Here is a 26,033-nt window from a genome sequence, read left to right as displayed (position 1 = left end):
CATCAGAAAATTTATCCTCCAATCGCAATCATACTTCGATTATCAAAATGCAAATCAGGGTCATCCATTTCAGAAATGGTAACCATTCCTGATCTTATTTTTTTCTTGTTCTTGATTGATGTTGAAATCAATTCAGTAATCGATTTTCCTTTTCTAAAAGCGGTCAGCAAATCGGTTTCAGAGTTTGAGAAAAGGCAGTTTTTGATTTTTCCGTTTGCTGTCAGGCGAATTCGGTTACAGCCATCACAAAACGGATTGGTAATGGAGCTTATAATTCCGAAATCCCCATGAAAACCTTCAATTTTATACGTTCTGGCGGTGAAGTTTTTTTCGTCATGCAGTTTTTGAATTTTGTCTAAAGAAAAATACTCTTCCACTTGTGATAAAATTTCTTTCTGTGATACCATCTTGCTTCTGTCCCAATCGTTTCCAGCAAAAGGCATAAACTCTATAAATCGGATAGAAAGTGGCAAAAATTGAGTCAATTGAACAAAATCAATAATTTCATTTTCATTGAAACCTTTCATCAATACTACATTTACTTTCACCTGAAAATCATGATTCAAAAGCAAATGCAGATTATCAATTACTTTCTCAAACTGATTTCGAAGCGTTATGGAATGAAATTTAGAAGCAACCAGTGTATCTAAACTTAAATTAATTTTTTTTATGTTAGACTGCTTTAAAACCGCAATATGACGATCGATAAGGATTCCGTTGGTTGTAATTGAAAGTGAAGTGTCTAAAGTTGCTAATTTCAAAATTATTTCAGGGAAATCTTTTCGTAATAAAGGTTCTCCTCCTGTCAGTCTGATTTTGTCCACACCATTTTCTGTGAAAGTCTGCGCAATTGCAAAAATCTCTTCAGCCGTCATTAAACTGGCTTTTGGAGACAATGCAATTCCGTCAGCAGGCATGCAATACGTACAACGCAGATTGCATTTCTCCAGCAGCGAAATGCGCAAATAATTGTGCTTTCGCCCAAAATCATCCGTTAAAATGGTTTTAGAGGGTGTCATGATTTTTTCCTTTTAAAATATGAAAAACGTGCATTATATGCGGAAAAACGGCATCCATAGATTCCCTGGCTCCCTTTGTTGATCCCGGCAAAGCCAAAACCAGACTTTTCCCTAATGTCCCTGCAACTGTTCTGGATAACATGGCATACGGCATTCGCTGCTGTCCATAATTACGAATGGCTTCTTCAATTCCCGGAATTCTGCTTTCCAGTAATGGTGACAATGCTTCGGGAGTTACATCTCGCGGAGACAATCCTGTTCCTCCGGTAAAAATAACCAATTGACATTCTTTTGCAAAAGCTTTAGTTCTGTTCTGAATCATATCAATCTCATCAGGAATGATTTCATAATGTGTTGTTTCAACTCCGTAAGATTCTAACTTTTCAACTATGATTTTTCCGGAACCATCTTCTTTGCCTCCTGCAAAAATCGAATCGGAACAAACAAAGACAGCTGCTTTAATTATGTTTGGAAACTTATTTTTGAAAGACGATTTTCCGCCTTCTTTATTGATTAATTTGATGGTTGAAATTTCAATTTCTTTATCGATTGGTTTCAGCATGTCATACATTGTCAATGCTACAATAGAAGCACCGTGCATCGCTTCGACCTCAACTCCTGTTTTGTAAACTGTTTTTACATTAAAAATAATCTGAATTGTTAAACCCTCAATTTTATATTCAACCGATGTAAATTCAATTGGAATTGGATGACAATCGGGAATTGATAAATGCGTGTTTTTTACGGCAAACAATCCGGCTGTTTTTGCCATTTCAAGCACATTCCCCTTCGGAACCAGATTATTCAAAACAGCATCAATTGTTCCCTGTCTGCTCACTTTGACAATTGCTGTAGCGGTTGCGGCTCTTAAAGTGCTTATTTTATGCGTAATATCTACCATTTTAGGTGTTTTGTTTCCATGTGAATGTATCGTTTTCAAACATTTCTTTACCAAAAATAGGTACATCTGTTTTAATCCAGTTGACGATTGCTTCTGTAGCTTCGTAAACTTGTTTGCGTCTTGCTGCCGAAACGAAAACAAACAGACAAATTTCACCCGTTTTTACCACGCCTAAGCTGTGATAAATGTGCATGCAGGTTAAGTCAAATTTAGCGAATGCTTTTTCACGAATGGCATGCAGAGCTTCGTTCGCCATGTCCGTGTAAGCCGAATAATCAATGGCTACAACCGCATTTTCATGAATCATATCTGCACGAACCTGACCCAGAAAAATATTATGGGCACCAATCGTATGTTTGGATTGGTGTTTGGCAATCGACTCAGCGATAAATTCAGGAGAAATTGGTCCTTCTATAAATACATTTTTACTCATTTTTTATATTTTAAATCGAAAGCGATTCTTTTTTGAATAATTGGTTCAATGCCAAAGCGCCTCCGGTAATACTTTTTATGTTCTTGAAATTCTTTTTCTGAAGCTGTTCAATCGCCATTTTACTTCTGATTCCCGATTGACAATACACATAAATAGTTTGATCTGAATTCAGTTTATCAATTTCGTTTTCTAAATTCATTAACGGAATCTGAATTCCGTTTTTGAAATTAATTTTAGGAAGCTCATCCAAATTTCGAACATCTAAAAAAAGTACTTCATACGAATCCATTTGATTCAAGACAGTCGCTGCATCAATTTCATCTGTAACGTTTTGTACAGTTTTATATTTTTCTTCAAAGGCTATTTTATCTAAATAAAAAGAACTATTCTTTTCAAAGTCATACTTTTGCTGTTCATTATTTAAAACATTATAAACCAGTACCTTACCCCTCAACACCTCTCCCACCTCTAGAATTATTTTTATTACTTCATTGGCTTGAAACATGCCAATAATTCCGACTGAAATTCCGATAACGCCAGCATCTGTACAATTCGCAGATGAACTATTTTCGTCTGGATATAAACATCTGTAAGTCGGACCATTTTGATAGTTAAAAACTGAAACCTGACCCTGAAACCTAAAAATAGATCCGTAAACCATTGGTTTATTTGTGATGAGGCAGGCATCATTTATTAAATATTTTATTTGAATATTATCCGTGGCATCTACAATAATATCATAACTTTCAAATAAATCAATCGCGTTTTTTCCTGAAAGTCTCTCTGCAATCGCATTAATTTTTACTAACGGATTTAATTCTGAAACCATTGTTTTTGCTTCTTCAACTTTATATTTTCCAACAGCCGAAGTTTTGTAAATAACCTGACGCTGCAAATTGGAAACTTCGATAATGTCATCATCAACAATTCCGATCTCACCTACACCAGCAGCAGCCAAATAAGGCAAAATAGCCGCACCTAACCCCCCTGTTCCAATTATCAAAACTTTTGCTTTTGATAATTTATACTGACCATCCTCTCCTATTTCAGGCAGCATTATTTGTCGGTTGTAACGTGTTGAATCTTTCATAAAAACTCATTTATCCTCCTGCAAAAGGAGGTAATAAAGCGACAACATCACTTGTCAGCAATTTATATTCGGTTGTTTTTGGTACTATTTTTTGATTGACAGCCACACTAAAATTAAGGGAATCGAATTGGTATTTTATTTCTAAATCCTGCAATAATTGTTGCAGCGAAACTTCAGAAAAATCAACTTTTTCGAACTCACATTTGGTTTTTTCAGCTACAGCTCCAAAATATTTAATCTCAATCATTATTCTAAATTTAAATTCTGATATATAAATTCGTCTTCAAAATGTTCCTTAAAATAAGAGTTCAATTTTGAAGTATTTTTCACCACTTCACCAATCACAATAATTGCTGGTGATGAAATATTTTTTTCAGTAACTAATTTAGTGATCGAACTAATGTTTCCCACTACTTTTTGCTCTGAATTTTTAGTTCCGTTCTGAATGATGGCAATTGGCAAATCATCATTACGATTTTCTTTATAAATCGAAATGATTTGATCCAATTTGTGCATTCCCATTAGAATTACAACAGTTGCAGCAGATTTTGAAGCCAAATGAACATCTTTAGACAATTCATGATTGGATGTTGTGCCTGTAATTACCCAAAAACTTTCTGCAATTTTGCGTTGGGTCAGGCTGATTCCAACTGAAGCAGGAACACCAAGTGCTGATGAAATTCCGGGAACAACTGCTGTTTCCAATCCAAATTTTTCCGAGTATTCAATTTCTTCGCTTCCACGTCCAAAAACAAACGGATCACCACCTTTTAAACGCACTACATGACCATTACGATTTGCCATTGAAACAATTAATTCATTGATTTGATCCTGTGTGTAAGCATGACAGCCCAATCTTTTACCTACAAAAACAATTTCTGCTTTGTTGGTGGCATATTGGAGCAACTCTTCATTTACTAAAGCATCATACAAAACTACGTCAGCATCTTCTAAAGCTTTTATAGCTTTTAGCGTAATCAATTCAGCATCTCCAGGCCCTGCGCCAACTACTGTTAATTTTGGTGTTCTTACGTTTTGCATAATCTGTTAACTTAAATTGATATTCAGGTCATTTAATTCGTCAGCCGAATTAATATTGGTTAAAGGAAAGTTTTCACTTTCTTCTATTTTTATAATCTGATGAGGAACTTTTGCTAAAAAATTCATCATTTTAAGGTCATCATTCTCAATTGTTTCTTTGATAACCGGCAATAATGCTTTTGAATAAATTCCGATTAGCGGATGTACTCTGCTTTCTGTGGCAAAAATGGCAATGTGAGCTTCCTGATTGTGTTTTGAAATTAATTCCGTTAACAATTCTGAAGAAATCAATGGAATATCACAACTCAAAATCAGGTTGAATTCGGTTTCAGAATTTGTCAATGCTGTAAAAATTCCTCCCAAAGGTCCTTTGTCATTAACAATATCAGCTATTTTTTGATAAGGCAGATAATCATAATCTTCTGTATTTGTAACCAACTGAATATGCTCGGTTACCGGCAAAATAGCCTGAATAATATGCTCTATAAATGGTTTTTCCTGGAACAAAACCAATCCTTTCTCTGACTGCATTCGGGAACTTTTTCCTCCGCAAAGAATAAATGCTGTTAGTTTTTTCATAATTAATTTGTTTCAGGTTTAACCATCTTCTTTTAAGGAAAAATCAATTTTATGCTTGCCATTAAAATCACTGTTCCCAAAACTATTTTTAAGGTTTTGTTGGAGAAATATCCACTTCCGTAAAAACCTCCTAAAACGCCTCCGACTACTGCAATGGGAACCAAATAAAAACTTTCTGTCGGAATTATTTTTCCTCCCATAAGAAATCCTAACATTCCTGCAAATGAATTTACAAATATAAACAGACTTGAAATTGCCGCTGATTCCTTAACCGAAGCCCATCCAAAAAACAATAAAATTGGACTTAAAATAATCCCGCCGCCAATACCCAGCATTCCGGATAACAATCCAATTATAGATCCAATTGCCAACGCAAAAGGTAATTTTATCTGAACCGATTCTTTTTCTTCAAAATTAAATATTCCAAATAATCTAAGAGCTGCAAAAACTAATACAATTCCTAAAATAACTTTATAAATCGTATTGTCTAAAGTAACAAATCCTCCAATAAATGCTGCCGGAATTGAAGCTATTGCAAATGGATAAAACAACTTTGGTTTAAAATAATTCATCCTGTAATAAAAGAAGAAAGAAATACTTGAAACAAATAAATTTAATAATAATGCCGAAGGTTTCATAATCGCAACGGGAAAAGCAAAAATGGTCATTAAAGCCAAATAACCAGATGCTCCGCCGTGTCCTACACTGGAATACAGAAATGCAATTACTATTAATGTAAAGCTGAATAAGATTATATTTTCAAAAGTAAGTAACTGCATTTTTTGTTTCAGGTTTTCTTTGTTTCAGGTTTCAGGTTCTTTACTATATGTTTAATTTTAAACACTGCATCTTAAGGCTCAAATTCTTCCCTCTTTATTCTAATCAATTGGCAGCAATGTTACAAATTGTCCTTTTTTATATTGTTCTACATCTTCCGGTACGATTAATAAGCTATTTGCTACGGCAAAAGTATTAAGCATTGCCGAACTTTGCCCCTCTAAAACAGTAACAGTTGTTTCGTCATATTTAGCTTTTAAGAACAAAGTTTTACCTGTGTCATTTGTAAGATCTGAGTTTAATTTTCGAATAATTTTTGTTACATGAATTACAGAAAAACCCATTTTGTTTTTAATTGCCGGACAAACATAAATATAAAAATTAGTCAATGATGAAGCTGGATTTCCTGGTAAAGCAAAAACCAAAGTTTCCTCTTTTTTGCCAAAAAACATTGGTTTTCCTGGTTTCTGATTGATTTTATAAAAGAGTTCTTCTACTCCATTTTTGAGTAATGCTTCTTTTACAAAATCATAATCGCCAACTGAAATTCCGCCCGAAATTAAAACAACATCATGTTTTGTCAATATTGCTTTTAAAGCCTTTTTTGTTGTTTTAAGATTATCCTTTACTTTAAAAACTTTTGTTTTGTTTATACCTATTGTCTGAAGCGCAGCCTGCAACATTACTGAATTGCTTTCATAAATTTTACCTTTTGGCAGTTTTTTGCCCAGTTTTACCAATTCGTTTCCAGTAACCAAAATGGCAATTTTCGGTTTTTTGTAAACTGTAATTTCTGTAATTCCAAGACAAGCCAAAAAACCAATTGCAGCCGGTGTGACTAGAGTATTGGCTTCAAAAACTATTTCATCTTTATTAATTTGCTCCCCTTTTGCACGAACATTTGCAAATTGCTCCGGCATTCTGGTAATCAATATTGAATTTTCCGTGGCCATTACATGCTCTTGCATCACAACGGTATCAGCATCATCCGGAACAAAAGCACCTGTAAAAATTCGGACTGCTTCGTTATTTTTCAGTTTTATATTAGAATGATCCCCTGCCTGTGAACTGCTTACAACATCATATTGCTGTTTTTCACTATGTATGAAAGCATAACCATCCATCGCTGATTGTCGGAAAGGCGGCATTGCAATGGGCGAATATATCGTTTCTGCCAGAACATATCCCAGAGCTTTACTCACTGCCTTTTTTTGCAACGGCATTTTTGAGCTATTTTCTGCTATGGTTATTAAAGCCTCATTTACTTGTATCATTTACCAAAAATATAAAACTAAGTACAAATACTTATTACAAATATAAGTATTTATCACTAGTGTAGTTAAAAAAAATTAATTTAATTTTCTATTTATAAAATTACTCTAATTTATTTGATATCAACGTTTAAATAAAATCAGTTCATTTAAAAAATTCTGGTTTTGAAAAAAAAGTGCTTTAGAAGTAAAACGTAATCTTTTCATATTCTCTAAAAGAGCTGGAGACATAGCACTTAGGAAAGGTAAATAAAAACTGGTTTCTATCTATTCGTCTTACCAATGGAACATTATAATTTAGAAAATGAAAGATGCGGGACCAAAAATGTTGTACAGCAAAATCTGCGAATTTTAAATGATCTCCCGTCTAAATATTTTGACTGGGCAGAAAAAACCTGAGTAGTTCAATATAGTAAATTCAAACAAAAAAATGAAGTGATTCAAGGGGCAGCGACTAAAAATTAATTGTTTTTTTGATATTTTAAGCAATTATAACAAAAGCGATTGTCCGAAAAACAATCGCTTTTTGATTTATATAACTAATAAGAAAGTAAAATTTAGGATGCGACAGCAATTTCTAATAAAACTTCTGTTTTTGACAAAGTAAGCGGATCTGAATATCCTGAGAAAAAGACATCCAGTATTTCCTGAAATATAGGATCGGCATTTTCTACCTGAGTAAAAAGAGTCATCGAAGAACGAAGTTTTCTGGCATCTAATTCTCCCAAAATAGCCTCAATTGATTTTGTTTTATATTCTAATAACACGTTACAAATCTCAATCAAATGTTTCGCTAAGATAGGATGATTTAAAAAACCTTCTGCTTCTTTAAGATCTGCAATAGCATAATGATTTGCTATTGTACTTTTTCCTAAGCCCTTTATTTGTGGAAAAATAAACCACATCCAGTGTGTTTCTTTTTTGCCTTTTTTTAGTTCGGAGTGAGCCGTAAGATAAAGTTTGTTTTGTGCATCTAAAAAGCGTGTTAAATCATTATTTGCGTAAGCCATCTGATGTGTTTTTTATAAGGTTAAACAAATTTAGGTCTTGTTTGTAAAGTTTTCAAAACTACTCACATTCACAATTTAAAATTTATACAATTAATCCATTTCATTATATAATTCCAATTTGTGTAAAATAAAACAGCCACGAACCAAATGAATCGCAGCTGAATTTAACTCTTTTGTAAGACTAAAATTTAATTTTTGAAATCATTTAAAGATTTTTCAATAATCTCAAGGCATTCTTTTATTTGATCTTCTGTAATTACCAAAGGCGGAGCCAGACGAATTTTATTTCCGTGCGTAGGTTTTGCTAATAAACCGTTATCTCTGAATTTTAGGCAAATTTCCCAGGCTAAATCTGATTCTTCATTACAATTGATTACGATAGCATTCAGCAAACCTTTTCCACGAACCAACGTAATTAAGGTATTACGTTCAGCAATTTCGTTTAATCCTTTTCTTAAAATGATTCCTAAACGTTCTGCATTTTCTGCTAATTTTTCGTCTTTTACCACTTCAAGAGCCGCAATAGCAACCGATGCTGCAACCGGATTTCCGCCAAAAGTAGAACCATGCTGTCCGGGTTTAATTACATTCATAATTTCGTTATTTGCCAAAACAGCCGAAACTGGATAAACACCTCCGGAAATCGCTTTCCCTAAAATTAAAATATCAGGCTGTACATTTTCATGGTGAACGGCCAGTAATTTTCCTGTACGCGCAATTCCGGTTTGCACTTCATCAGCAATGAATAATACATTATGTTTTTCACAAAGTGCTTTTGCTTTCGCTAAATATCCTTCGTTCGGAACATAAACTCCGGCTTCTCCCTGAATTGGTTCGACAAGAAAACCTGCTATATTTTTAGAAGATTCCAATACTTTTTCCAAAGCATCCAGATTATCATATTCAATTTTTATAAACCCTTCTGTAAAAGGCCCAAAACTTTTACGGGCGCTTTCATCATTCGAAAACGAAATAATCGTTGTTGTTCTTCCGTGAAAATTATTTTCACAAACAATAATTTGCGCCAAGTTTTCATGAATTCCTTTTACTTCGTAAGCCCATTTTCTACAAAGTTTAAGTGCTGTTTCAACGGCTTCAGCTCCTGTATTCATTGGCAGAACTTTATCAAAACCAAAATAATTGGTTACAAACTCTTCGTAATTTCCTAATTGATCATTGTAAAAAGCACGGGAAGTCAAGGTCAGTTTTTGCGCTTGCTCTACCATTGCCCCTACAATTTTAGGATGACAATGCCCTTGATTGACCGCAGAATAAGCGGATAAGAAATCGTAATATTTCTTTCCATCAACATCCCAGACATACACCCCTTCTCCTTTTTCTAAAACTACAGGAAGCGGATGGTAATTATGAGCTCCGTATTTATTTTCTTTTTCGATCAAAACCTCCGATTTTGATGAAAGAATTTCTTGTGTATGTGGCATGATTATAATTTTTTAAAATCTTTTACAAAAATAATGATATTATGTTATTTTACAATATAAATCAATACTTTTGACTTTATTTTAATTATTAAAAGTCAATTTAATTAAATACTTAAAACATAAAAGTCAATTTAATTTTAAAACTAATAAAAATGGATACATTAGATAAATTTGACATCAAAATTATAAACGAGTTAGAAAAAGATGGCAGAATGTCATTTTCATCCATTGCTACCACATTAAAAATTTCAAATACCATGGTACATCAACGTGTAAGTCGTTTGATCGAACAAGGTATTATCTCGGGAATTAAACCTTTGGTTAATGAGAAAAAAATTGGTTATGACTGGGCTTCTTTTACAGGAATCACACTCAATAAAGATTCTGATTCAGACAGAATTATTGAAGAATTAAAAGCCATACCAGAAATTACAGAATGTTATTATGTAACCGGTTCTTTTACACTGTACATAAAAATAATAGCTAAAAATCACGAACACATGAGACAAGTGCTTTATGAAAAAATTGATCGGATTTCAGGTATTGCCAAAACCGATTCTATTGTAGAATTAGGCTGTGCTTTTAAAAGAAATATTACTTTATAAATCACTTCTAAACTGATAATTTTCAATTATTTAAATTCTTTATAGAAACCTCAAAAGAAAACATCTTTTGAGGTTTGTTGTACCATAATATTTCAGATATTTGTTTAAAATTGTGAAAATTATGAAAAAAACAGCTCTTTTATTTTTAGCTATCCTCTTATCTCTTAGCAATACTATGAATGCACAATTAAAGACCGTGAGATACAATGACGGAAATCAGGTTTTAAACGGATTATCGATAAAAACTGCTAAAAAAAGCAATCACAATCCCGGTATTTTACTTTTGCCAGCCTGGCTTGGAATTGATAATGCTTCTAAAGAAATTGCAGCGAATTTATCAAAACTAGGATACCATGTTTTTATCGCTGATATTTATGGCGAAGGAAATTATCCAACGAACACTTCAGAAGCAGGAAAACAAGCCGGTTTTTTTAAAACAAACTATCAAGAGTATCAAAAACGAATTCAATTGGCTTTAGACCAATTAATCAAATCAGGTGCAAATGCTGATAATATTGCAGCTATTGGATATTGTTTTGGAGGAACAGGAGTTTTGGAAGCTGCGCGTGGTCATTTGAACGTAAAAGGTGTCGCTTCATTTCATGGCGGCTTAGGTAAAGATGCTTCAAGACCGCTTGAAACAATTACTGCAAAAGTTTTGATTTGCCACGGAGCAGATGATCCTTATGAATCTGCAGCAGAAATTACTGCTTTTCAACAGGAAATGCGTGACACAAAAGCCGATTGGCAAATGATCTATTATGCGAATGCTGTACACTCATTTACTAACCCTGAGGCTGGAAGCGACAACTCAAAAGGTGCTGCTTACAATGCTGTTGCTGCAAAACGCTCCTTTGAACATTTACAGCTTTTTCTGAATGAAGTATTGAAAAAATAAACTTTTAAAAAATAGCCCACAGATTAAACGGATTGATACAGATTTTAAAAAATCTTTTTAATCTGTGTCAACAAAACTAAACCATAAATCACTTCAATTAATAACCAATGTCACATAGTCCGATTCGAAAAGACAAAACGTGTTTAAACTGCAGGCACGTTGTAGAACAAAAATTTTGTCCAAACTGCGGCCAGGAAAACACAGATAGCCGAAAGACATTTCATCATTTATTCATTCATTTCTTTGAAGATTTAACGCATTATGAAAATGCTTTTTGGAAAACGATTAAAAACCTGCTTTTCAAACCTTCAACATTAACTAAAGAATATTTATCCGGAAAACGATTGTCTTATCTGGCTCCGGTTCGTCTTTATATTTTTATCAGTTTTATTACTTTTCTTGTGATTGCACTATTTCCTTCTCATGTAAGTGAAAATTTAAATAAGAGTGAAAAAGAAATTACTTCAAAACTCGAGAAAACTGACAATTTAAACATTAAGACATTTAATAAAAGTACACATTTTAAATTAGCGTCACTGAAAGAAATTGACTCTATTCAAAAATACGGAAAAGAAAGTGAAAAGTATACCGATTTTCAATATTGGGTTTATGAAAAAGTAGTACATGTGACAGAAAACAATACAAAAGCAGAAATTATAGAAAAGTTCATTGAATCATTTGTTCATAATATTCCCAAAATATTATTTATCATCATGCCTTTCTTTGCTTTCTTTTTGTGGATTTTTCACGATAAAAAGAAATGGTATTATTTTGATCACGGGATATTTACGCTGCATTATTTTTCATTTTTGCTTTTAATATTCCTAATTCTTTTTATCTTCCAGAAAATTGTTGATCTCTTTGGAAACAGTTTAAGTTTTATAGCGGATATTACAAATTTTGTTGGCATAATCTGGATGTCTTACTATTTTTATCCTGCTCACCATCGTTTTTATGGAGAAAGCAGAATTGTTTCCTTTATTAAAAGTGTATTCTTATTCATTATAAATTCCATTTTTATTGTATTTTTGCTAACTTTTTATGTTTTTTACATATTCATTAATTTACACTAACCCCCTAATGAAAAAAATTATAATTCTGTTATTAATTGTCTCAACATTTTCATGTAAAAATGCGCAGTCAGTTGTTCCTAAAGACAATTCAGATCCAACTAAGTACGCAAAGACCATTACCCAAAAAGATTTAAAAGCCATGTTGTATGTAGTTGCTTCAGATGAAATGGAGGGGCGCGAAACTGGCTCAAAAGGACAGAAAAAAGCAGGCCTTTACATGATTGAGCAATATAAAAAAAATGGGGTTTCGTTTCCTAAAGGGGCAACTGATTACTACCAACATATTCCGGCAGCTTTTTTGAATGCCAGACACAATGAAAACCTACCAGATTCTGAAAACATCTGGGCCTATATTGAAGGTTCTGAAAAACCGGATGAAGTGCTGGTAATTTCTGCTCATTATGACCACGTAGGCATTAAAGATGGTGATATTTATAACGGAGCTGATGATGATGGATCCGGAACAGTAGCCGTAATTGAGATGGCAAAAGCTTTCGCTAAAGCTAAAAAAGAAGGTCACGGACCAAAACGTTCTATTTTATTCCTGCATGTAACAGGTGAAGAACATGGTTTACACGGTTCCCGTTACTATTCTGAAAATCCATTGTTCCCAATCACCAACACTATCACTGATATCAATATTGATATGATTGGTCGTCGTGATGTTGAACATGCTAATACGAACAATTACGTATACGTAATTGGTGCTGATAGATTATCATCAGATTTACACAACATTGTCGTAGCTCAAAATGAAAAATACACTAAGTTAGATTTAGATTTTAAGTTTAATGATCCTAAAGATCCAAATCATTTTTATGAGCGCTCTGATCATTATAACTTTGCAAAACATGGTATTCCGGCAGTGTTCTTCTTTAACGGAGTTCACGAAGATTATCATGGAAAAGGTGATGAGCCACAAAAAATAGAATACGATGCCTTAACTAAAAGAACTCAACTAGCATTTGTTGTTGCCTGGGATTTAGCTAATAGAGAGAATAGACCGATTGTGGATAAGAAATAGTTCTAAGACTTCAAGTGTTTAAAAACCAAAAAGGGATGAGTTTAACTCATCCCTTTTTATATTCATTTAGTTTTTTTACAATCTCAAAAAAACTTAGAACTTTCTTCCTAGTCATTCATAGAAATTAAAAACTCTTCGTTATTTCTGGTTTTCTTGAAGCGTTCGTTTACAAAGTCCATAGATTCTACCGGGTTCATATCTGACAGATATTTACGCATGATCCACATTCTTTGTAATGTTTTTTCGTCTAATAATAAATCGTCACGACGAGTACTTGATGAAGTAAGATCGATTGCAGGGAAAATACGTTTATTAGCAATTTTACGATCTAATTGAAGTTCCATATTACCCGTACCTTTAAATTCTTCAAAGATAACCTCATCCATTTTAGAACCTGTTTCTGTTAATGCTGTTGCGATGATACTTAATGACCCTCCGTTTTCTACATTCCTTGCCGCTCCAAAAAAGCGTTTTGGTTTTTGAAGTGCATTCGCATCAACACCTCCACTTAAAACTTTACCAGAAGCAGGCTGAACGGTATTATAAGCTCTTGCTAAACGGGTAATCGAATCTAAAAGAATTACTACATCGTGTCCGCATTCTACCAGACGCTTTGCTTTTTCAAGAACAATGTTTGCAATTTTCACGTGTTCTTGCGGTTCTCTGTCGAAAGTAGATGCGATAACCTCTCCACGAACACTTCTTTGCATATCAGTAACCTCTTCAGGACGCTCATCAATCAAAAGAACGATCAGATAAACTTCTGGATGATTGGCGGCAATCGCATTAGCAATATCTTTTAACAACATGGTTTTACCCGTTTTCGGTTGTGCGACTATCATACCACGCTGCCCTTTTCCTATTGGAGAAAATAAATCGATAATACGGGTTGAAACTGAGCTGCCTTTTTCGGCTAATTTAAATTTTTCTGAGGGAAAGACCGGAGTTAAATGTTCAAAAGAAACCCTGTCACGTACAACCTGTGGATCATGACCGTTAATTTTTAACACTCTTACAAGCGGAAAAAACTTTTCGCCTTCTTTAGGAGGACGAACCACTCCTTTTACAGTATCTCCGGTTTTAAGACCGAACAATCTGATTTGCGAAGTTGATAAATAAATATCATCCGGAGAAGCTAAATAATTATAATCGGATGAACGTAAAAATCCGTAACCGTCAGGCATCATTTCAAGAACACCTTCACTTTCTATAATTCCGTCAAATTCAAAGTCTGAATCCCTGAAATTATTCTTTTTGTTTTTATGATTTGGATTTGGGTTACCATTATTTCCGTTTTGATTTGGATTCTGATTCGGGTTTTGGTTTGGATTTTGGTTTTTATTCTGATTTGGATTAATCTTTTTTACCGGAGTATTTCCTTCAGTTTTTTCAGGTGCAGGAGCAGCTATAGGAGCATTAGTTTCTGTTTCAACTGTTTCTTCAGCATTGCCTTCTTTTACCGCTTCCTTTTCTTTTTGCAAAGCGACTTTTTTCTCGTAAGCGGACTTACTAAATTTCACAATTTTAGGTCCTTTTTTCTCTACAACCGGAGTTTCAACAATTTCTTCTGGTTGTAAAGCTTCCAAAACTTTTGATTTTTGTTTTGAAATTACCGGAGTTTCAACTTTTTCAGGAGTTTCCTCTACTCTATCAAATTCAAGAACTGGAGCATTTTTTGAAATGGCTGCTTTTTTTGCAGGAACTATTCTGGCTCTTTTAGGTTTATCATCATCTGCCGCTTCTATAGCAGTTGGTGCATTAGTAGTCTCTTGATGTGCTAGAATCTGACTTATTAGAGTCTCTTTTTTGACACCATTAAACTTTATAGTTTTAGCTAACTTAGCTATTTCTTGAAGCTCAGAAAGCTTCATTTCTTTTAATGCAGAAATATCAAACATGAATGTTCTATGAATTTAATTATTTTAAAGGAAAATACTGTAAAAAAAATAGGTAGATAATTATTTTGAATTGACCGCAGTATGAAGTGCTTACGGTATTATGATGCAATAATACGAATAAAATTTTATCATACAATAGTATTTATAAAAAAGAAAATATATTTTTGTAAAACAATTTCAGGTCATGATACAAAGAATTCAAACGATATATTTACTGCTTACCTTTTTGACAACAGGCGTTTTGCTGTTTTTTGTTCCTCTTTGGACAACAAACAATGGAAAACCTTTTTATTTTATGCAGGACCAGTTTTACACTATCTTATTGGGATTAAGCACTATGCTTACTATCATCAGTATCATTTCATACAAAAAAAGACAAAATCAGTTTGTTATGGGCAGACTGAACATAATATTAAATTTAATTTTATTAGGATTATTTGTTTACCGCTCACTAAATTTATCTGGAGAAGCAGCTACTGTTTCTGAGAAAGGTATTGGGATGTTTCTACCAATTGTTGCTATCGTATTATTAGTTTTAGCTAATAAGGCCATCAAAAAGGATGAAGATCTCGTAAAATCTGTGGATCGTTTGAGATAAACCTATAAACTTAGTTTATTGCGCGAAGAGAACCCGAATTATATGATTCGGGTTTTTTTGTGGAAAATTCACTATATTTACTAACAAACAAAGAAAATAAACTTTATAAATCCAATATTACTAGTAGAATTTTCATAATTTCGCTATTGTTATTTAAATCTCTTTATGACAAATAAAATAAGAATACACCTCGCCGATGACCATTTAGTACTTATAGATGGATTGACCAATTTATTAAGTACTGTTTCTGAGTTCGAAATTGTAGGCTCATCCTCTAACGGGTTGAATATTTTTGATGAAGTAACGGCTAACAATGCCCATATTTTGGTACTGGATCTGAGTATGCCTGAAAAAGACGGAATAGAAGTCTTAAAAGAATTTCATCAAAAAGGATATCCCTGCAAAGTCATAATCTTGTCCAGCTATGATGATTTAAAAATTATTAAGGAAGTAATGAATCTAGGAGCCAGTGGTTATCTCACAAAAAAATGTGCCGGCGAAAACATTATTGAAGCTATTGAATTCGTGAACCAGGGTGAAGAATATTTTTGTAATTCCGTAAGAGAGAAAATATTCAACACTTTTACAGAGAATAATCCTAAATTAAACAAGACATTTATTACTGAAAACTCTGTATTGACTTCTCGTGAATTAGAAATTGTAACCCTAATTTCGCTTGAATACAGTGGGAAAGAAATTAGCGAGCAATTATTTATCAGCACTAATACTGTAGAAACACATCGCAAAAATATCATGAAAAAGCTACAGACAAAAAATACCATTGGGCTTGTTAAATATGCTATAAAAAACAATTTGATTAAATCGTAATGGTTTCAAAAAAATCATTATTTCAAGCTACATAAATATACAAATTAGTACCCTTTTCGCAAATAGTCTATATTTAAAAAAAATGTGTTTTTTTTCTGAAAAATAACACACAAAATTATTATACATTTAATTTTAAATTATAAACTATATTTGCACCACTAATTTTTCAACATGTCGGTTTATCGTAATTTTATAACAACTATTTGTTTATTACTTTTTTGCACATACTCTATAAGCCAAAATAGAAGCTTTTCTCAAAAAGAATTATTAAAACTTTATGATGAAGCCACTTTTAACCTTCATAAAGAAAACTACGAAAAATCACTAATACAATCCAGATTACTTTTAAATCATTCTCTTTTATCACAAAACAATTATCTAATTGGAAAAGCATATAACACAATTGCAGCTAATTTTGATGGAATACTAGAACCTGACAGAGCCTTGTTTTATTATCAAAAAAGCTTAATTTATGCGGAAAAATCTAATAATTTAGAACTTCAAAACTGGCTTTACAACAACATTGGTAATATTTATTGTTTTGATAAAAAAAAATACGAAAAAGGAATTTCATATTATATAAGATCACTGCATTACAGTAGAGCTACTAAAGATTCCTCACAAATTTTTCTAACCAAACTTAACATTGCATGGGCCTATTTTGACATTGGACATTTCTCCAAAGGATATCCTTATCTAAAATACATCAATAAATACTCTAATAAATATGGAATAGAAACAACTATTGCTGTTACAGATATGCTTAATGGGATGCATTATACTCATAAAAAAGATAATCAAAAAGCTAATTATTATTTTCAAAAGGGAATAAAAAATGCGATAAAGTATGATGAAAAAACCGACTTATCATACCTCTATCTGGAATATGCGAAATTTTTATCAAAAAATAAAAAATTTGAAGGTGCATACAAAAACCTAAATGCCTTTAAAGAATTAACAGATCAAATCAATCTTGAAGACAAGGCTAAAAAAGCAAAAATTGCAGGAATTAATCTTGAAATTGATGAATACAAGCGTGAAATAGACAAAATGGGAATTGAAAGTAAAAAAAAAGAAAAATTATTTCATTCTGAAAGTGCTCGTAAAAACAAGATGACAACAATTATTTTGTCTTTATTTCTAATTAGCCTTATTTTATTTTACTTTTTTTATCAAAATACAAAACTGAAACAAAAAAACAGAATAAAAGATATTGAAAATAAAATAAATCAAAATATCATTAACGCCAGTATTGATGGACAGGAAAACGAACGAAAGAAGATTGCTTTATTTTTGCATGATACCATTAGCGCTTCTTTATCTTCAGCAGGCATGCATTTAAATGTCTTTTTATCACAACACAAAAGCCTTCCTGTTGAAATTACAAAAACAAAATTAATATTAGATGAAACACATGATAAGGTTCGTGATCTTTCCCATGATCTTATTCCATCTTTATTGGCTCGTTTTGGATTGTTATATGCTCTTGATGATTTATGCGAAAAATACTCCAATTCGACTTTACATTTTGAATTTGTTAATACTATTCCAATCAAAAAAAGATATACCGAAAAGTTTGAAACGAGGCTTTATTTTATAATTTCTGAACTTTTAAATAATATAATCAAACATAGTCAGGCCAGTAAAGCTCAAGTTTCATTGATTGAAAACAATAACGAAATGATTATTGAGATTACTGATAACGGAAAAGGATTTGATATTAAAAAATTTAATTTTATTGAAGGTTTTGGACTAAATCAAATCAAAGCCAGAATAAACAATTTGAATGGGCAATTTAATGTAAGATCACAAATTAACGAAGGAACATCTGTTATGATTAGTATACCTTTAAATGTTTAAGTGAACTCCACTTTCGATTTCATAATTTTTTAATTTAGAAATTCAATTTTAACAAAAAAACGCTTCTAAAATATTAGAAACGTTTTTTTTTGTATAATTAATTATCGTTAAATAAGCCTCATTTCACTTATTAAAATTCTGTTTTTCAACCTTTTCTATCTCTTCTTCTGGATCTGCATCTACCCCACCTTGAATGTATATTTGCTCTTTTCCAGTCAATTCTTATAGTCCTTTACTTCAAAAATTTTTCTAAGATAATTTTATGGTTTTTGTTGGTTTATATTGTTTTTTATCGCTTTGATTAAATAATTTAGAGGAGCAGTAATATTATACACCTACCTTCCCTCCTTTATCAATATCTGGTTTATCTTCCATCTCATCTTGCTCTTTTTCTTCCTTTTCATCCGCGAAAAAGAAATTTGTTTGTTCGATTACTGCTAAATCTTGTACTCCTTCTGTTTCTAAAAATCTTTTTGACATAGTTTTTATGGTTTAAAATTCATTAATATTATTTTAATCATTAGCAGACACACTTAAGAGATATGCCTTTTTATTAATAACAGTTAGAATGTCTAATTTGAAAAAAAACTGTCACACAATAATAATGTATTTTTTATTACTATAAACAACTTTTACTAAAATATTTTCATTCAAAAAGTAAAAATACAAAAAACAAGAAAAAAAATTAACAGAAAAACATTTAAACAAATAACGTAGACTATTAAAACTAGCCCAAAGTAGACATCTTTTTTTTCTTTAACCTTAATTACTTAAATATTCCGAAAATACGTCTTTATATTATCCTGTAGATAGTAAAAAATTAAAAATCAAATCGTTACTACAATAAAAACTCTTTTTAATAAGAATAAATTTAATTATTATATTTGAAACAAAAATCTATAAAAAATATAAATACATAAAGCTATCATAAATGCATAAAATTAGAAACATTACATTGATTGTTATACTACTTATTTGTTTTAGCTCTAATTTTTATTCTCAAAATAAGTCCCTTTCAAAAAATGAAATTGAGAAATTACTAACTGATGCTACAGAAAAATTTAAACTTAAAAATTACGAAAAGTCTTTAACACAATCAAGAACTGCTTTAAAGAATGCGATTGAAATTAACGATGCTAATTGTATAGCACGCAGTTATAATTTGATAGGAGCTAATTTTGATGAATTATTTATGCTTGACAAAGCATTTACTTTTTACCAGAAAGCTTTATATTATATTAATAAAACAGATAATAACATTTTCAAAAGTAATATTCACAATAATTTAGCAAATATTTATTTTTTTGAAAAAAAACTATATAAAAAAGGAATAGCTCATTATGAAAAGTCCTTAGAATATAGTAATCTTTCCTCTGATACATCAGTAATATTTGTTAGAAAACTTAGTATTACCTGGGCTTATTTTGAAATTAGTAATTTCAAAAAGGGTTTACAATCTTTAAAATATCTAAATCAATTTAAACAATACGGTGATGAATCAACAGAAGTTGCATTAAATATGTTAAATGGCGTATATAATGATCACATAAATAATACTCTAAAAGCAGATTATTACTTTTTGAAGGCAATTCAATTAGGCAATGAAAGTTATGAGAAATTTGATTTATCCATAACACATAAAAAATATGCTGCTTTTTTATTTAAAAATAAAAACTATAAAAAAGCGTATGAAAATATATTAGACTTTAATCGCCTTACTAATGAAATCAACGATTTAGCAAAAGAAAAAAAAACAAAATTGATTGGTGTTAACCTTGAATTGGACGAATTTAAAAGAGAGGTCGATAAAATAGAAGCTGAATACAAAAACAAGCAAAAATTATTACTGGAAGAACATTATCGAAACAAAAAGATTTTTAGCATTATAATTCTTTTATTCGTCATTATTATAATTCTTTTTTACTTTTTTTATCAAAATACAAAACTGAAACAAAAAAACAGAATTAAAAATATTCAGAATAAAATACACCAAAATATAATTAATGCCAGTATTGACGGACAAGAAAGCGAACGAAAAAAAGTTGCCTTATTTTTGCATGACACCATAAGTGCCTCACTTTCATCAGCAGGAATGCATTTGAATGTGTTTTTATCCCAGCATAGCACCGTTCCTGATGAAATCATCAAAACAAAATTTATTCTGGACGAAACACATGACAAAATTAGAGATCTTTCGCATGATCTTCTGCCTACTCTATTAGTTCGTTTCGGATTGTTGTATGCTCTTGATGACTTATGTGAAAAATATTCGAATTCTAATTTACATTTTGAATATCTGAATACTATTTCAAGTAAAAAAAGATACGCTGAGACATTTGAAAGAAGACTCTATTTTATCATTTCAGAACTTTTGAATAATATTATAAAACATAGTGAAGCTAAAAGGGCTGAGATTTTATTATCAGAAAGAAATAATGAACTCATTATTGAAATTACTGATAACGGAAAAGGTTTTGATGTTAACGATTTCAATTTTGTTGAAGGATTTGGACTAAATCAGATAAAAACCAGAATAAACAACCTGAATGGTCATTTTAATATAAAATCAAAAATAAACGAGGGAACTTGTATTAAAGTAACGGTTCCTCTGGGTGATTAGCAGTTAGTAAAAAGTGATTAGTTTGTATTCACTAAATAATTAAAACCTTTATTGTTTTAGATAAAAATCTATCAAAATCAGGCAATAGCTAATCACTAAAGAGTTTTATACTCTTTTTTCGATTTCGATGATTTCTAAATTTTTTATTTTGTCTTTTTCGATTACAAAGCGCAACATCGTTCTTACCTGATGAAAACCGCTTTTACCTGCTGCTCCCGGATTCATATGCAAAAGGTTATTTTTCTTATCAAACATCACTTTTAAAATATGCGAATGTCCACAAATGAATAATTTTGGTGGATTCTTTTGCATTTCTTCCCTGACAGCAGGATTATATTTTCCGGGATATCCGCCTATATGCGTAATCCAAACTGCGACTTCTTCACAAAGAAACCGGTTATGTAACGGAAACTCTAATCGGGCCTGAGCGTCATCAATATTACCATACACACAGCGAAGCGGTTTTATATTTTTTATGGTATCTGTAACATGTAAATCACCAATATCTCCGGCGTGCCAGACCTCATCGGCCTGTGCTACATATTTTAAAATAGTATCATCAATATGACTGTGTGTATCGGAAAGAAGAAGGATTTTTTTCATAAGTAAGATTCTGAACTGCTAAGATACTAAGTTGGTAAGTTTTTTTTGTAAATATCTTATCAAAGACAAACTCCGATATATCATTACAGTATTATCATTAAAAAAAACCGAGCCTTAGCAACTTAGAATCTTAGCAACTTCAAAAAAACCTTTGTACCTTTGCCAATCTGAACCTTTGAACCTTTACCTTGAGATATTTTATTCAATTTGCTTACAACGGGACACAGTATCATGGCTGGCAATTTCAGCCAAATGCATCGTCTGTTCAGGAAACTTTGAACAAAGCATTTTCGGTTTTATTAAATTCTTCGATAAATATTATGGGTGCCGGAAGAACTGACACCGGAGTACATGCACAGGAAATGTATGGGCATTTTGATTTTGAAAATACAATTGATGTTCCGAATTTAATTCACAAGCTCAACTCCTATTTACCCAAGGATATTGCCGTTTTTGATATCATTATGGTTCACAATGAGGCACATTGCCGATTTGACGCTACCAAAAGAACATATGAATACCACATCAATACGGTTAAAAATCCATTTTTGGAAGGATTGAGCTGGTATTTTAATCAAAAATTAGACGTAGCTTTGATGAATGAGGCTGCTGAAATTTTGCTCAATCATACCGATTTTCAATGTTTTTCGAAAGTACATACGGATGTCAATACATTTGATTGCACGATTTTTGCTGCGTATTGGAAAAAAGAAAACAACAAACTTATGTTTACCATTTCGGCTAACCGCTTTTTAAGAAATATGGTTCGTTCTATTGTAGGGACTTTGGTAAACATTGGCTTACATAAAATTACACTAACCGATTTTGAAAACATTATTGCCAGTAAAAGCAGAGAAAAAGCAGGGTTTTCAGTTCCGGCACATGGTTTATATTTAACCGAAATTGATTACGATTACATTATAAAACAGCACTGATTGCAATGTAAATCTTTTACAAACAAAAAAGACTGAAACGAAAAGCAGGACACAAGCAATAGCGAACTGAAGAAGTAAATAGCTCTTAAAAAATAAATGAAAGCAAAAGCATTTGATACCGGATTATTCAAACGAATTTTAAAATATACAAAACCCTATAAATGGCGTTATTACGGCGTTATTCTTTTTGCAGTTTCGCTATCAATTTTTGCGGCACTTCGTCCTTATTTATTGAAACAAACTGTTGATGGCTATATCAAAACACATGATAAAAGCGGTTTGCTACTATATATTGTTTTGATGGGAATTGTTCTTTTGATGGAAGTCTTTTCTCAGTTTTACTTTGTATTTTGGGCGAACTGGCTCGGGCAGGATATTGTAAAAGACATTAGGAATAAACTTTTCAGGCACATTTTAAGTTTTAGGATGAAGTATTTTGATTTGGTTCCGGTTGGACAATTGGTTACCAGATCTGTTTCGGATATCGAATCGATCGCTCGTATTTTCAGTCAGGGATTATTTATGATTATAAGTGATTTGATGAAAATGCTTGTTGTACTTATTTTTATGTTTTACATGAATTGGAAACTGACCTGGATTGTGGTTGTGGCCATGCCTATTCTGGTTTACATTACCCGAATTTTTCAGCGTAAAATGCAGGTTGCTTTTGAGGAAGTTCGTACGCAGATTGCTAATATGAATTCGTTTGTGCAGGAGCGCGTTACCGGAATGAAAATCGTTCAGCTTTTTAACCGTGAAAAAATCGAGGCTGAAAAATTTAGAGAAATAAATGACAAACACCGTATTGCCTGGATAAAAACGATTTTATACAACTCGATATTTTTTCCTATTGCCGATATTATTTCTTCTATTACTTTAGGTGTAGTGGTTGTTTATGGCGGATTTAAAATTTTAAACGGTGATCCATTTACTACTTTTGGAGATTTATTTTCTTACACTATGTTCATCGCGATGCTGTTTAACCCGCTAAGACAGATTGCGGATAAATTTAATGAGATGCAATTAGGAATGATTGCTGCTAATCGTGTTTTCGACATTATCGATACTCAGGATCATATTCAGGATACAGGAACTCTTGAAGCACCCATTTTTCAAGGAAGCATTGAATTTAAGGACGTTCGTTTTAGCTACATTCCGGAAGAAGAAGTTATAAAAGGCATTAACTTGTCAGTAACTTCAGGTCAAACTGTTGCTATTGTGGGATCAACAGGAGCAGGAAAATCCACCATTATCAACTTACTGAATCGTTTTTACGAAATTAACAGCGGTACCATTTTTATAGACGGACACAATATCGAGAATTATACTTTGGCTTCTTTGAGAAAACAAATTGCAGTAGTTTTACAGGATGTTTTTTTGTTTGCTGATACTATTTACAACAACATCACTTTACACAATCCCGAAATTACACGTGAACAGGTTCTGAATGCTGCTAAAAAAATTGGGGTTCACGATTTTATCATGAGTTTGCCTGATAATTACGATTTTGATGTAAAAGAGCGCGGCGTAATGCTTTCTTCGGGGCAACGACAGTTGATTGCTTTTTTACGTTCGTACGTGAGTAATCCGAGTATTTTGATTTTAGATGAAGCTACCTCATCAATTGATACTTATTCCGAAGAATTAATTCAGCGTGCCACCGAAACGATTACTAAAGGAAGAACTTCTATTGTAATTGCCCATCGATTGGCAACAATTGTAAATGCAGATAAAATTGTGGTGATGGATAAAGGGCTTATTGTAGAGCAAGGCACACATCAGGAATTATTAATGAAAACTGATGGGTATTATAAAAACCTATATGATTCTCAATTTTCTGTGGCTAATTAAAAACACTCCTATTTATATATACTTCTTTTGAAATTTAAATTAAAAAAAATAACATCCAGGCGTGCATTTTTAATTTACGTCGCATTCACAATTTTAGTTACTGTTTCGTCTGTTTACATTTTGAGTAACTTAATTACTGACCGTACTGAAAAAGAAAATGAGATTCTGGCAGAGCATGATTTTATCAAGAGACAGGAATTCTTGTCGCAGGAGTTTTCAAAACTGCTGGAACAGGAAAACCGAATAAAGCAGGTTCTGAAAATTAGCAATCCGGAGAATTTGTCTTCTAATTTAAAGGTTTTATCCTCGGCACAGACAACCAATTCTTTGGTCGTAAATAACTGGTTTCAGATTAACGATGAAAAAATTCAGTTTGGAACTGATTCTACTGCTATTCGGGCAGAATTTAATAATACTGAAAATTTTGTTTTTCAACACAAAAATGAAGACTATGTAAGTACAATTATGCCGTTTGGAAAGGAATGGATCTGGCGGGTTTACTTTAAACTAATTTCTAAAAATCATGCAACTGTTCGTTGCGGTTACGATATCAGCCTAAAAAAAATACGCGATTATTTGTCTATTGCTGATAAAACATCTAATAACTACGCTTTTATTTTTGATAAAAATGGGAGATGCATATACCATCCTGATTCAACTTTTATAGGCAAAAATATTTTCCAAATTTCTTCTATCCGCTCTCTTGATACTGTTTACAGCAAAAAACAAAATTATGTAAAAAGAGTTGCCATGTCTGAGTATTTAAAACTTGATGTTATCAGGTTTACAAAAAAACTAGACCTTAAAAATTTACATTGGTTTGTATGCGTTAATTTTCCAAAAAATATTATTAACGAAAATGTCGCATATATTAAAAAATATTCTACCTGGATATATTCAATCACGACCATAATGCTTCTCTTGATTTTCTATTTATTCTCGTATGCAAACAGACGTGCATACAAAGAAAAAGGAATTGCAATTAAAGAAAAAAACAGGCTGCTTGTCGAAAATGAAAAAGTGGTAAAGGAAAAAGCATTAATTCAGCTGCAGCAGTTAAAGGAGCAGATTAATCCGCACTTTTTGTTTAATTCGCTCAACTCACTTTATATGTTAGTGGGCAGCGATGTAAAAACGGCTCAAAAATTCACTTTGAATTTATCTCGCATTTACCGCTATTTGATCGATCCACCACAAAACAATATAGTTCCATTGAAAGATGAATTACTATTTATAGAAAAATATATCTTTTTACAGCAGACACGTTTTAAGGAAGAATTCTTCTTTTCCATAAAAATTGAAGACGAAGAAGCATTGGGAAAATTGATTCCGTACCTCGCTTTTCAGATTGTGGTTGAAAATGCTATTAAGCACAATATGGCAACAAGGGAAAATCCGTTGACTATAAAAATTCTTATTCAGAAGAACCAAGTGATTATTAGCAATACGCTTCAGAAAAAAAATCATAGTGAAACCAGCACCAATTTTGGTTTAAAATACCTTTCCAGCATTTATACTTTTTATTCCAGAACCAATTTTGAAACCTCAGAAAAAGACGGCAATTTCGTTTGTATTTTACCTTTAATATCCATTCACTCCTAAAAAAAAGCCATTCACTCCCTTTTGTTTTTTTTTTGAACTATAAACGAATAGTTTCGGCAAAAATTAACTTTAACT

General features: G+C 32.0%; 25 protein-coding genes. 11 read left to right on the top strand and 14 right to left on the bottom strand.

Annotated elements, in window-relative coordinates; genetic code table 11:
- Nucleotides 1-11: 11 nt before the first annotated feature.
- The 11 genes from moaA to rocD all read right to left on the bottom strand — a co-directional run bounded on the left by moaA (nt 12) and on the right by rocD (nt 9,563).
- Nucleotides 12-1,019: a GTP 3',8-cyclase MoaA gene (moaA, locus tag ACEN2I_RS16995; protein ID WP_441767302.1), complete on the bottom strand. Its 1,008-nt coding sequence runs from the start codon at nt 1,017-1,019 to the stop codon at nt 12-14.
- Entirely contained in the window at nt 1,006-1,920 is a 915-nt protein-coding gene (gene moaCB, locus ACEN2I_RS16990; protein WP_441767316.1) for a bifunctional molybdenum cofactor biosynthesis protein MoaC/MoaB, read from the bottom strand. Before moaCB ends, moaA begins: the two co-directional genes overlap by 14 nt.
- A 1-nt stretch (nt 1,921) precedes the next feature.
- Nucleotides 1,922-2,353, bottom strand: coding sequence for a molybdenum cofactor biosynthesis protein MoaE (locus ACEN2I_RS16985; RefSeq protein ID WP_441767301.1), 432 nt, complete (start codon nt 2,351-2,353; stop codon nt 1,922-1,924).
- Between the two features lie 10 nt (nt 2,354-2,363).
- On the bottom strand, nt 2,364-3,443 hold the full coding sequence (gene moeB, locus ACEN2I_RS16980) for a molybdopterin-synthase adenylyltransferase MoeB (protein ID WP_441767300.1): 1,080 nt from the start codon (nt 3,441-3,443) through the stop codon (nt 2,364-2,366).
- 10 nt (nt 3,444-3,453) lie between these two features.
- The gene (locus ACEN2I_RS16975) at nt 3,454-3,690 is read right to left on the bottom strand and encodes a MoaD/ThiS family protein (protein WP_441767299.1); all 237 of its coding nucleotides are present in this window, start codon (nt 3,688-3,690) and stop codon (nt 3,454-3,456) included.
- Entirely contained in the window at nt 3,690-4,484 is a 795-nt protein-coding gene (gene cobA, locus ACEN2I_RS16970; RefSeq protein ID WP_441767298.1) for a uroporphyrinogen-III C-methyltransferase, read from the bottom strand. The genes ACEN2I_RS16975 and cobA overlap by 1 nt, the downstream gene beginning before the upstream one ends.
- Nucleotides 4,485-4,490: 6 nt before the next feature.
- The gene (locus ACEN2I_RS16965; RefSeq protein WP_441767297.1) at nt 4,491-5,063 is read right to left on the bottom strand and encodes a molybdenum cofactor guanylyltransferase; all 573 of its coding nucleotides are present in this window, start codon (nt 5,061-5,063) and stop codon (nt 4,491-4,493) included.
- A 32-nt stretch (nt 5,064-5,095) separates the two neighbouring features.
- Nucleotides 5,096-5,842 (bottom strand): sulfite exporter TauE/SafE family protein, encoded by a 747-nt coding sequence (locus ACEN2I_RS16960; protein WP_441767296.1) that lies wholly within the window; start codon nt 5,840-5,842, stop codon nt 5,096-5,098.
- Nucleotides 5,843-5,941: 99 nt separating this feature from the next.
- A complete protein-coding gene (locus tag ACEN2I_RS16955) occupies nt 5,942-7,114 on the bottom strand; it encodes a molybdopterin molybdotransferase MoeA (protein WP_441767295.1) in 1,173 nt (390 codons plus the stop codon).
- A 554-nt stretch (nt 7,115-7,668) separates the two neighbouring features.
- Nucleotides 7,669-8,121, bottom strand: coding sequence for a DUF1810 domain-containing protein (locus tag ACEN2I_RS16950; protein WP_441767294.1), 453 nt, complete (start codon nt 8,119-8,121; stop codon nt 7,669-7,671).
- A 188-nt stretch (nt 8,122-8,309) separates the two neighbouring features.
- Nucleotides 8,310-9,563 (bottom strand): ornithine--oxo-acid transaminase, encoded by a 1,254-nt coding sequence (gene rocD, locus ACEN2I_RS16945; protein WP_441767293.1) that lies wholly within the window; start codon nt 9,561-9,563, stop codon nt 8,310-8,312.
- A 152-nt stretch (nt 9,564-9,715) separates the two neighbouring features.
- Between rocD and ACEN2I_RS16940 the strand changes: the two genes are divergently transcribed.
- The 4 genes from ACEN2I_RS16940 to ACEN2I_RS16925 all read left to right on the top strand — a co-directional run bounded on the left by ACEN2I_RS16940 (nt 9,716) and on the right by ACEN2I_RS16925 (nt 13,163).
- Nucleotides 9,716-10,168, top strand: coding sequence for an Lrp/AsnC family transcriptional regulator (locus ACEN2I_RS16940; protein ID WP_441767292.1), 453 nt, complete (start codon nt 9,716-9,718; stop codon nt 10,166-10,168).
- 121 nt (nt 10,169-10,289) lie between these two features.
- On the top strand, nt 10,290-11,066 hold the full coding sequence (locus tag ACEN2I_RS16935; RefSeq protein ID WP_441767291.1) for a dienelactone hydrolase family protein: 777 nt from the start codon (nt 10,290-10,292) through the stop codon (nt 11,064-11,066).
- A gap of 107 nt (nt 11,067-11,173) precedes the next feature.
- Complete coding sequence (locus ACEN2I_RS16930) at nt 11,174-12,139, top strand: DUF3667 domain-containing protein (protein WP_441767290.1); 966 nt, start codon at nt 11,174-11,176, stop codon at nt 12,137-12,139.
- A 7-nt stretch (nt 12,140-12,146) separates the two neighbouring features.
- On the top strand, nt 12,147-13,163 hold the full coding sequence (locus tag ACEN2I_RS16925; RefSeq protein WP_441767289.1) for a M28 family peptidase: 1,017 nt from the start codon (nt 12,147-12,149) through the stop codon (nt 13,161-13,163).
- A gap of 107 nt (nt 13,164-13,270) precedes the next feature.
- On the opposite strand, the gene rho is transcribed toward ACEN2I_RS16925, so the two are convergent.
- Nucleotides 13,271-15,061 carry a transcription termination factor Rho gene (gene rho, locus ACEN2I_RS16920; RefSeq protein WP_441767288.1) on the bottom strand — a complete coding sequence of 597 codons (1,791 nt, stop codon included), beginning with the start codon at nt 15,059-15,061 and terminating at the stop codon, nt 13,271-13,273.
- A gap of 184 nt (nt 15,062-15,245) precedes the next feature.
- Here rho and ACEN2I_RS16915 point away from each other — a divergent pair, with 184 nt between their 5' ends.
- The 3 genes from ACEN2I_RS16915 (at nt 15,246) to ACEN2I_RS16905 (ending at nt 18,347) form a co-directional block, all read left to right on the top strand.
- Nucleotides 15,246-15,659 carry a DUF4293 domain-containing protein gene (locus ACEN2I_RS16915; protein ID WP_441767287.1) on the top strand — a complete coding sequence of 138 codons (414 nt, stop codon included), beginning with the start codon at nt 15,246-15,248 and terminating at the stop codon, nt 15,657-15,659.
- A gap of 165 nt (nt 15,660-15,824) precedes the next feature.
- Nucleotides 15,825-16,487, top strand: a complete 663-nt coding sequence (locus tag ACEN2I_RS16910) for a response regulator (RefSeq protein WP_441767286.1) — start codon at nt 15,825-15,827, stop codon at nt 16,485-16,487.
- Nucleotides 16,488-16,658: 171 nt separating this feature from the next.
- Nucleotides 16,659-18,347 (top strand): ATP-binding protein, encoded by a 1,689-nt coding sequence (locus ACEN2I_RS16905; protein ID WP_441767285.1) that lies wholly within the window; start codon nt 16,659-16,661, stop codon nt 18,345-18,347.
- Between the two features lie 327 nt (nt 18,348-18,674).
- Here ACEN2I_RS16905 and ACEN2I_RS16900 read toward each other — a convergent pair whose 3' ends face one another.
- Complete coding sequence (locus tag ACEN2I_RS16900; RefSeq protein WP_441767284.1) at nt 18,675-18,827, bottom strand: hypothetical protein; 153 nt, start codon at nt 18,825-18,827, stop codon at nt 18,675-18,677.
- Between the two features lie 451 nt (nt 18,828-19,278).
- On the opposite strand from ACEN2I_RS16900, the gene ACEN2I_RS16895 reads away from it, so the two are divergent.
- On the top strand, nt 19,279-20,967 hold the full coding sequence (locus ACEN2I_RS16895; protein WP_441767283.1) for a tetratricopeptide repeat-containing sensor histidine kinase: 1,689 nt from the start codon (nt 19,279-19,281) through the stop codon (nt 20,965-20,967).
- Nucleotides 20,968-21,072: 105 nt separating this feature from the next.
- Here ACEN2I_RS16895 and ACEN2I_RS16890 read toward each other — a convergent pair whose 3' ends face one another.
- Complete coding sequence (locus tag ACEN2I_RS16890) at nt 21,073-21,570, bottom strand: metallophosphoesterase family protein (RefSeq protein ID WP_441767282.1); 498 nt, start codon at nt 21,568-21,570, stop codon at nt 21,073-21,075.
- A 188-nt stretch (nt 21,571-21,758) separates the two neighbouring features.
- Between ACEN2I_RS16890 and truA the strand changes: the two genes are divergently transcribed.
- The 3 genes from truA (at nt 21,759) to ACEN2I_RS16875 (ending at nt 25,958) form a co-directional block, all read left to right on the top strand.
- Nucleotides 21,759-22,505, top strand: coding sequence for a tRNA pseudouridine(38-40) synthase TruA (gene truA / locus ACEN2I_RS16885; RefSeq protein ID WP_441767281.1), 747 nt, complete (start codon nt 21,759-21,761; stop codon nt 22,503-22,505).
- Nucleotides 22,506-22,601: 96 nt separating this feature from the next.
- The gene (locus tag ACEN2I_RS16880; RefSeq protein WP_441767280.1) at nt 22,602-24,356 is read left to right on the top strand and encodes an ABC transporter ATP-binding protein; all 1,755 of its coding nucleotides are present in this window, start codon (nt 22,602-22,604) and stop codon (nt 24,354-24,356) included.
- Between the two features lie 120 nt (nt 24,357-24,476).
- On the top strand, nt 24,477-25,958 hold the full coding sequence (locus ACEN2I_RS16875) for a sensor histidine kinase (protein WP_441767279.1): 1,482 nt from the start codon (nt 24,477-24,479) through the stop codon (nt 25,956-25,958).
- The last annotated feature ends 75 nt before the right edge of the window (nt 25,959-26,033 follow it).

The sequence above is a fragment of the Flavobacterium sp. W22_SRS_FK3 genome (assembly GCF_052113665.1).
Taxonomy (GTDB): Bacteria; Bacteroidota; Bacteroidia; order Flavobacteriales; family Flavobacteriaceae; genus Flavobacterium.
Note: the sequence above shows the minus strand (reverse complement) of the source record. Positions and strands in the feature narration are given on the sequence as shown.

Bases quoted from the DNA above. Each gene is read 5' to 3' on its own strand.
- moaA (WP_441767302.1), bottom strand. From the start codon at position 1,019: ATGACACCCTCTAAAACCATTTTAACGGATGATTTTGGGCGAAAGCAC.
- moaCB (WP_441767316.1), bottom strand. From the start codon at position 1,920: ATGGTAGATATTACGCATAAAATAAGCACTTTAAGAGCCGCAACCGCT.
- ACEN2I_RS16985 (WP_441767301.1), bottom strand. From the start codon at position 2,353: ATGAGTAAAAATGTATTTATAGAAGGACCAATTTCTCCTGAATTTATC.
- moeB (WP_441767300.1), bottom strand. From the start codon at position 3,443: ATGAAAGATTCAACACGTTACAACCGACAAATAATGCTGCCTGAAATA.
- ACEN2I_RS16975 (WP_441767299.1), bottom strand. From the start codon at position 3,690: ATGATTGAGATTAAATATTTTGGAGCTGTAGCTGAAAAAACCAAATGT.
- cobA (WP_441767298.1), bottom strand. From the start codon at position 4,484: ATGCAAAACGTAAGAACACCAAAATTAACAGTAGTTGGCGCAGGGCCT.
- ACEN2I_RS16965 (WP_441767297.1), bottom strand. From the start codon at position 5,063: ATGAAAAAACTAACAGCATTTATTCTTTGCGGAGGAAAAAGTTCCCGA.
- ACEN2I_RS16960 (WP_441767296.1), bottom strand. From the start codon at position 5,842: ATGCAGTTACTTACTTTTGAAAATATAATCTTATTCAGCTTTACATTA.
- ACEN2I_RS16955 (WP_441767295.1), bottom strand. From the start codon at position 7,114: ATGATACAAGTAAATGAGGCTTTAATAACCATAGCAGAAAATAGCTCA.
- ACEN2I_RS16950 (WP_441767294.1), bottom strand. From the start codon at position 8,121: ATGGCTTACGCAAATAATGATTTAACACGCTTTTTAGATGCACAAAAC.
- rocD (WP_441767293.1), bottom strand. From the start codon at position 9,563: ATGCCACATACACAAGAAATTCTTTCATCAAAATCGGAGGTTTTGATC.
- ACEN2I_RS16940 (WP_441767292.1), top strand. From the start codon at position 9,716: ATGGATACATTAGATAAATTTGACATCAAAATTATAAACGAGTTAGAA.
- ACEN2I_RS16935 (WP_441767291.1), top strand. From the start codon at position 10,290: ATGAAAAAAACAGCTCTTTTATTTTTAGCTATCCTCTTATCTCTTAGC.
- ACEN2I_RS16930 (WP_441767290.1), top strand. From the start codon at position 11,174: ATGTCACATAGTCCGATTCGAAAAGACAAAACGTGTTTAAACTGCAGG.
- ACEN2I_RS16925 (WP_441767289.1), top strand. From the start codon at position 12,147: ATGAAAAAAATTATAATTCTGTTATTAATTGTCTCAACATTTTCATGT.
- rho (WP_441767288.1), bottom strand. From the start codon at position 15,061: ATGTTTGATATTTCTGCATTAAAAGAAATGAAGCTTTCTGAGCTTCAA.
- ACEN2I_RS16915 (WP_441767287.1), top strand. From the start codon at position 15,246: ATGATACAAAGAATTCAAACGATATATTTACTGCTTACCTTTTTGACA.
- ACEN2I_RS16910 (WP_441767286.1), top strand. From the start codon at position 15,825: ATGACAAATAAAATAAGAATACACCTCGCCGATGACCATTTAGTACTT.
- ACEN2I_RS16905 (WP_441767285.1), top strand. From the start codon at position 16,659: ATGTCGGTTTATCGTAATTTTATAACAACTATTTGTTTATTACTTTTT.
- ACEN2I_RS16900 (WP_441767284.1), bottom strand. From the start codon at position 18,827: ATGTCAAAAAGATTTTTAGAAACAGAAGGAGTACAAGATTTAGCAGTA.
- ACEN2I_RS16895 (WP_441767283.1), top strand. From the start codon at position 19,279: ATGCATAAAATTAGAAACATTACATTGATTGTTATACTACTTATTTGT.
- ACEN2I_RS16890 (WP_441767282.1), bottom strand. From the start codon at position 21,570: ATGAAAAAAATCCTTCTTCTTTCCGATACACACAGTCATATTGATGAT.
- ACEN2I_RS16880 (WP_441767280.1), top strand. From the start codon at position 22,602: ATGAAAGCAAAAGCATTTGATACCGGATTATTCAAACGAATTTTAAAA.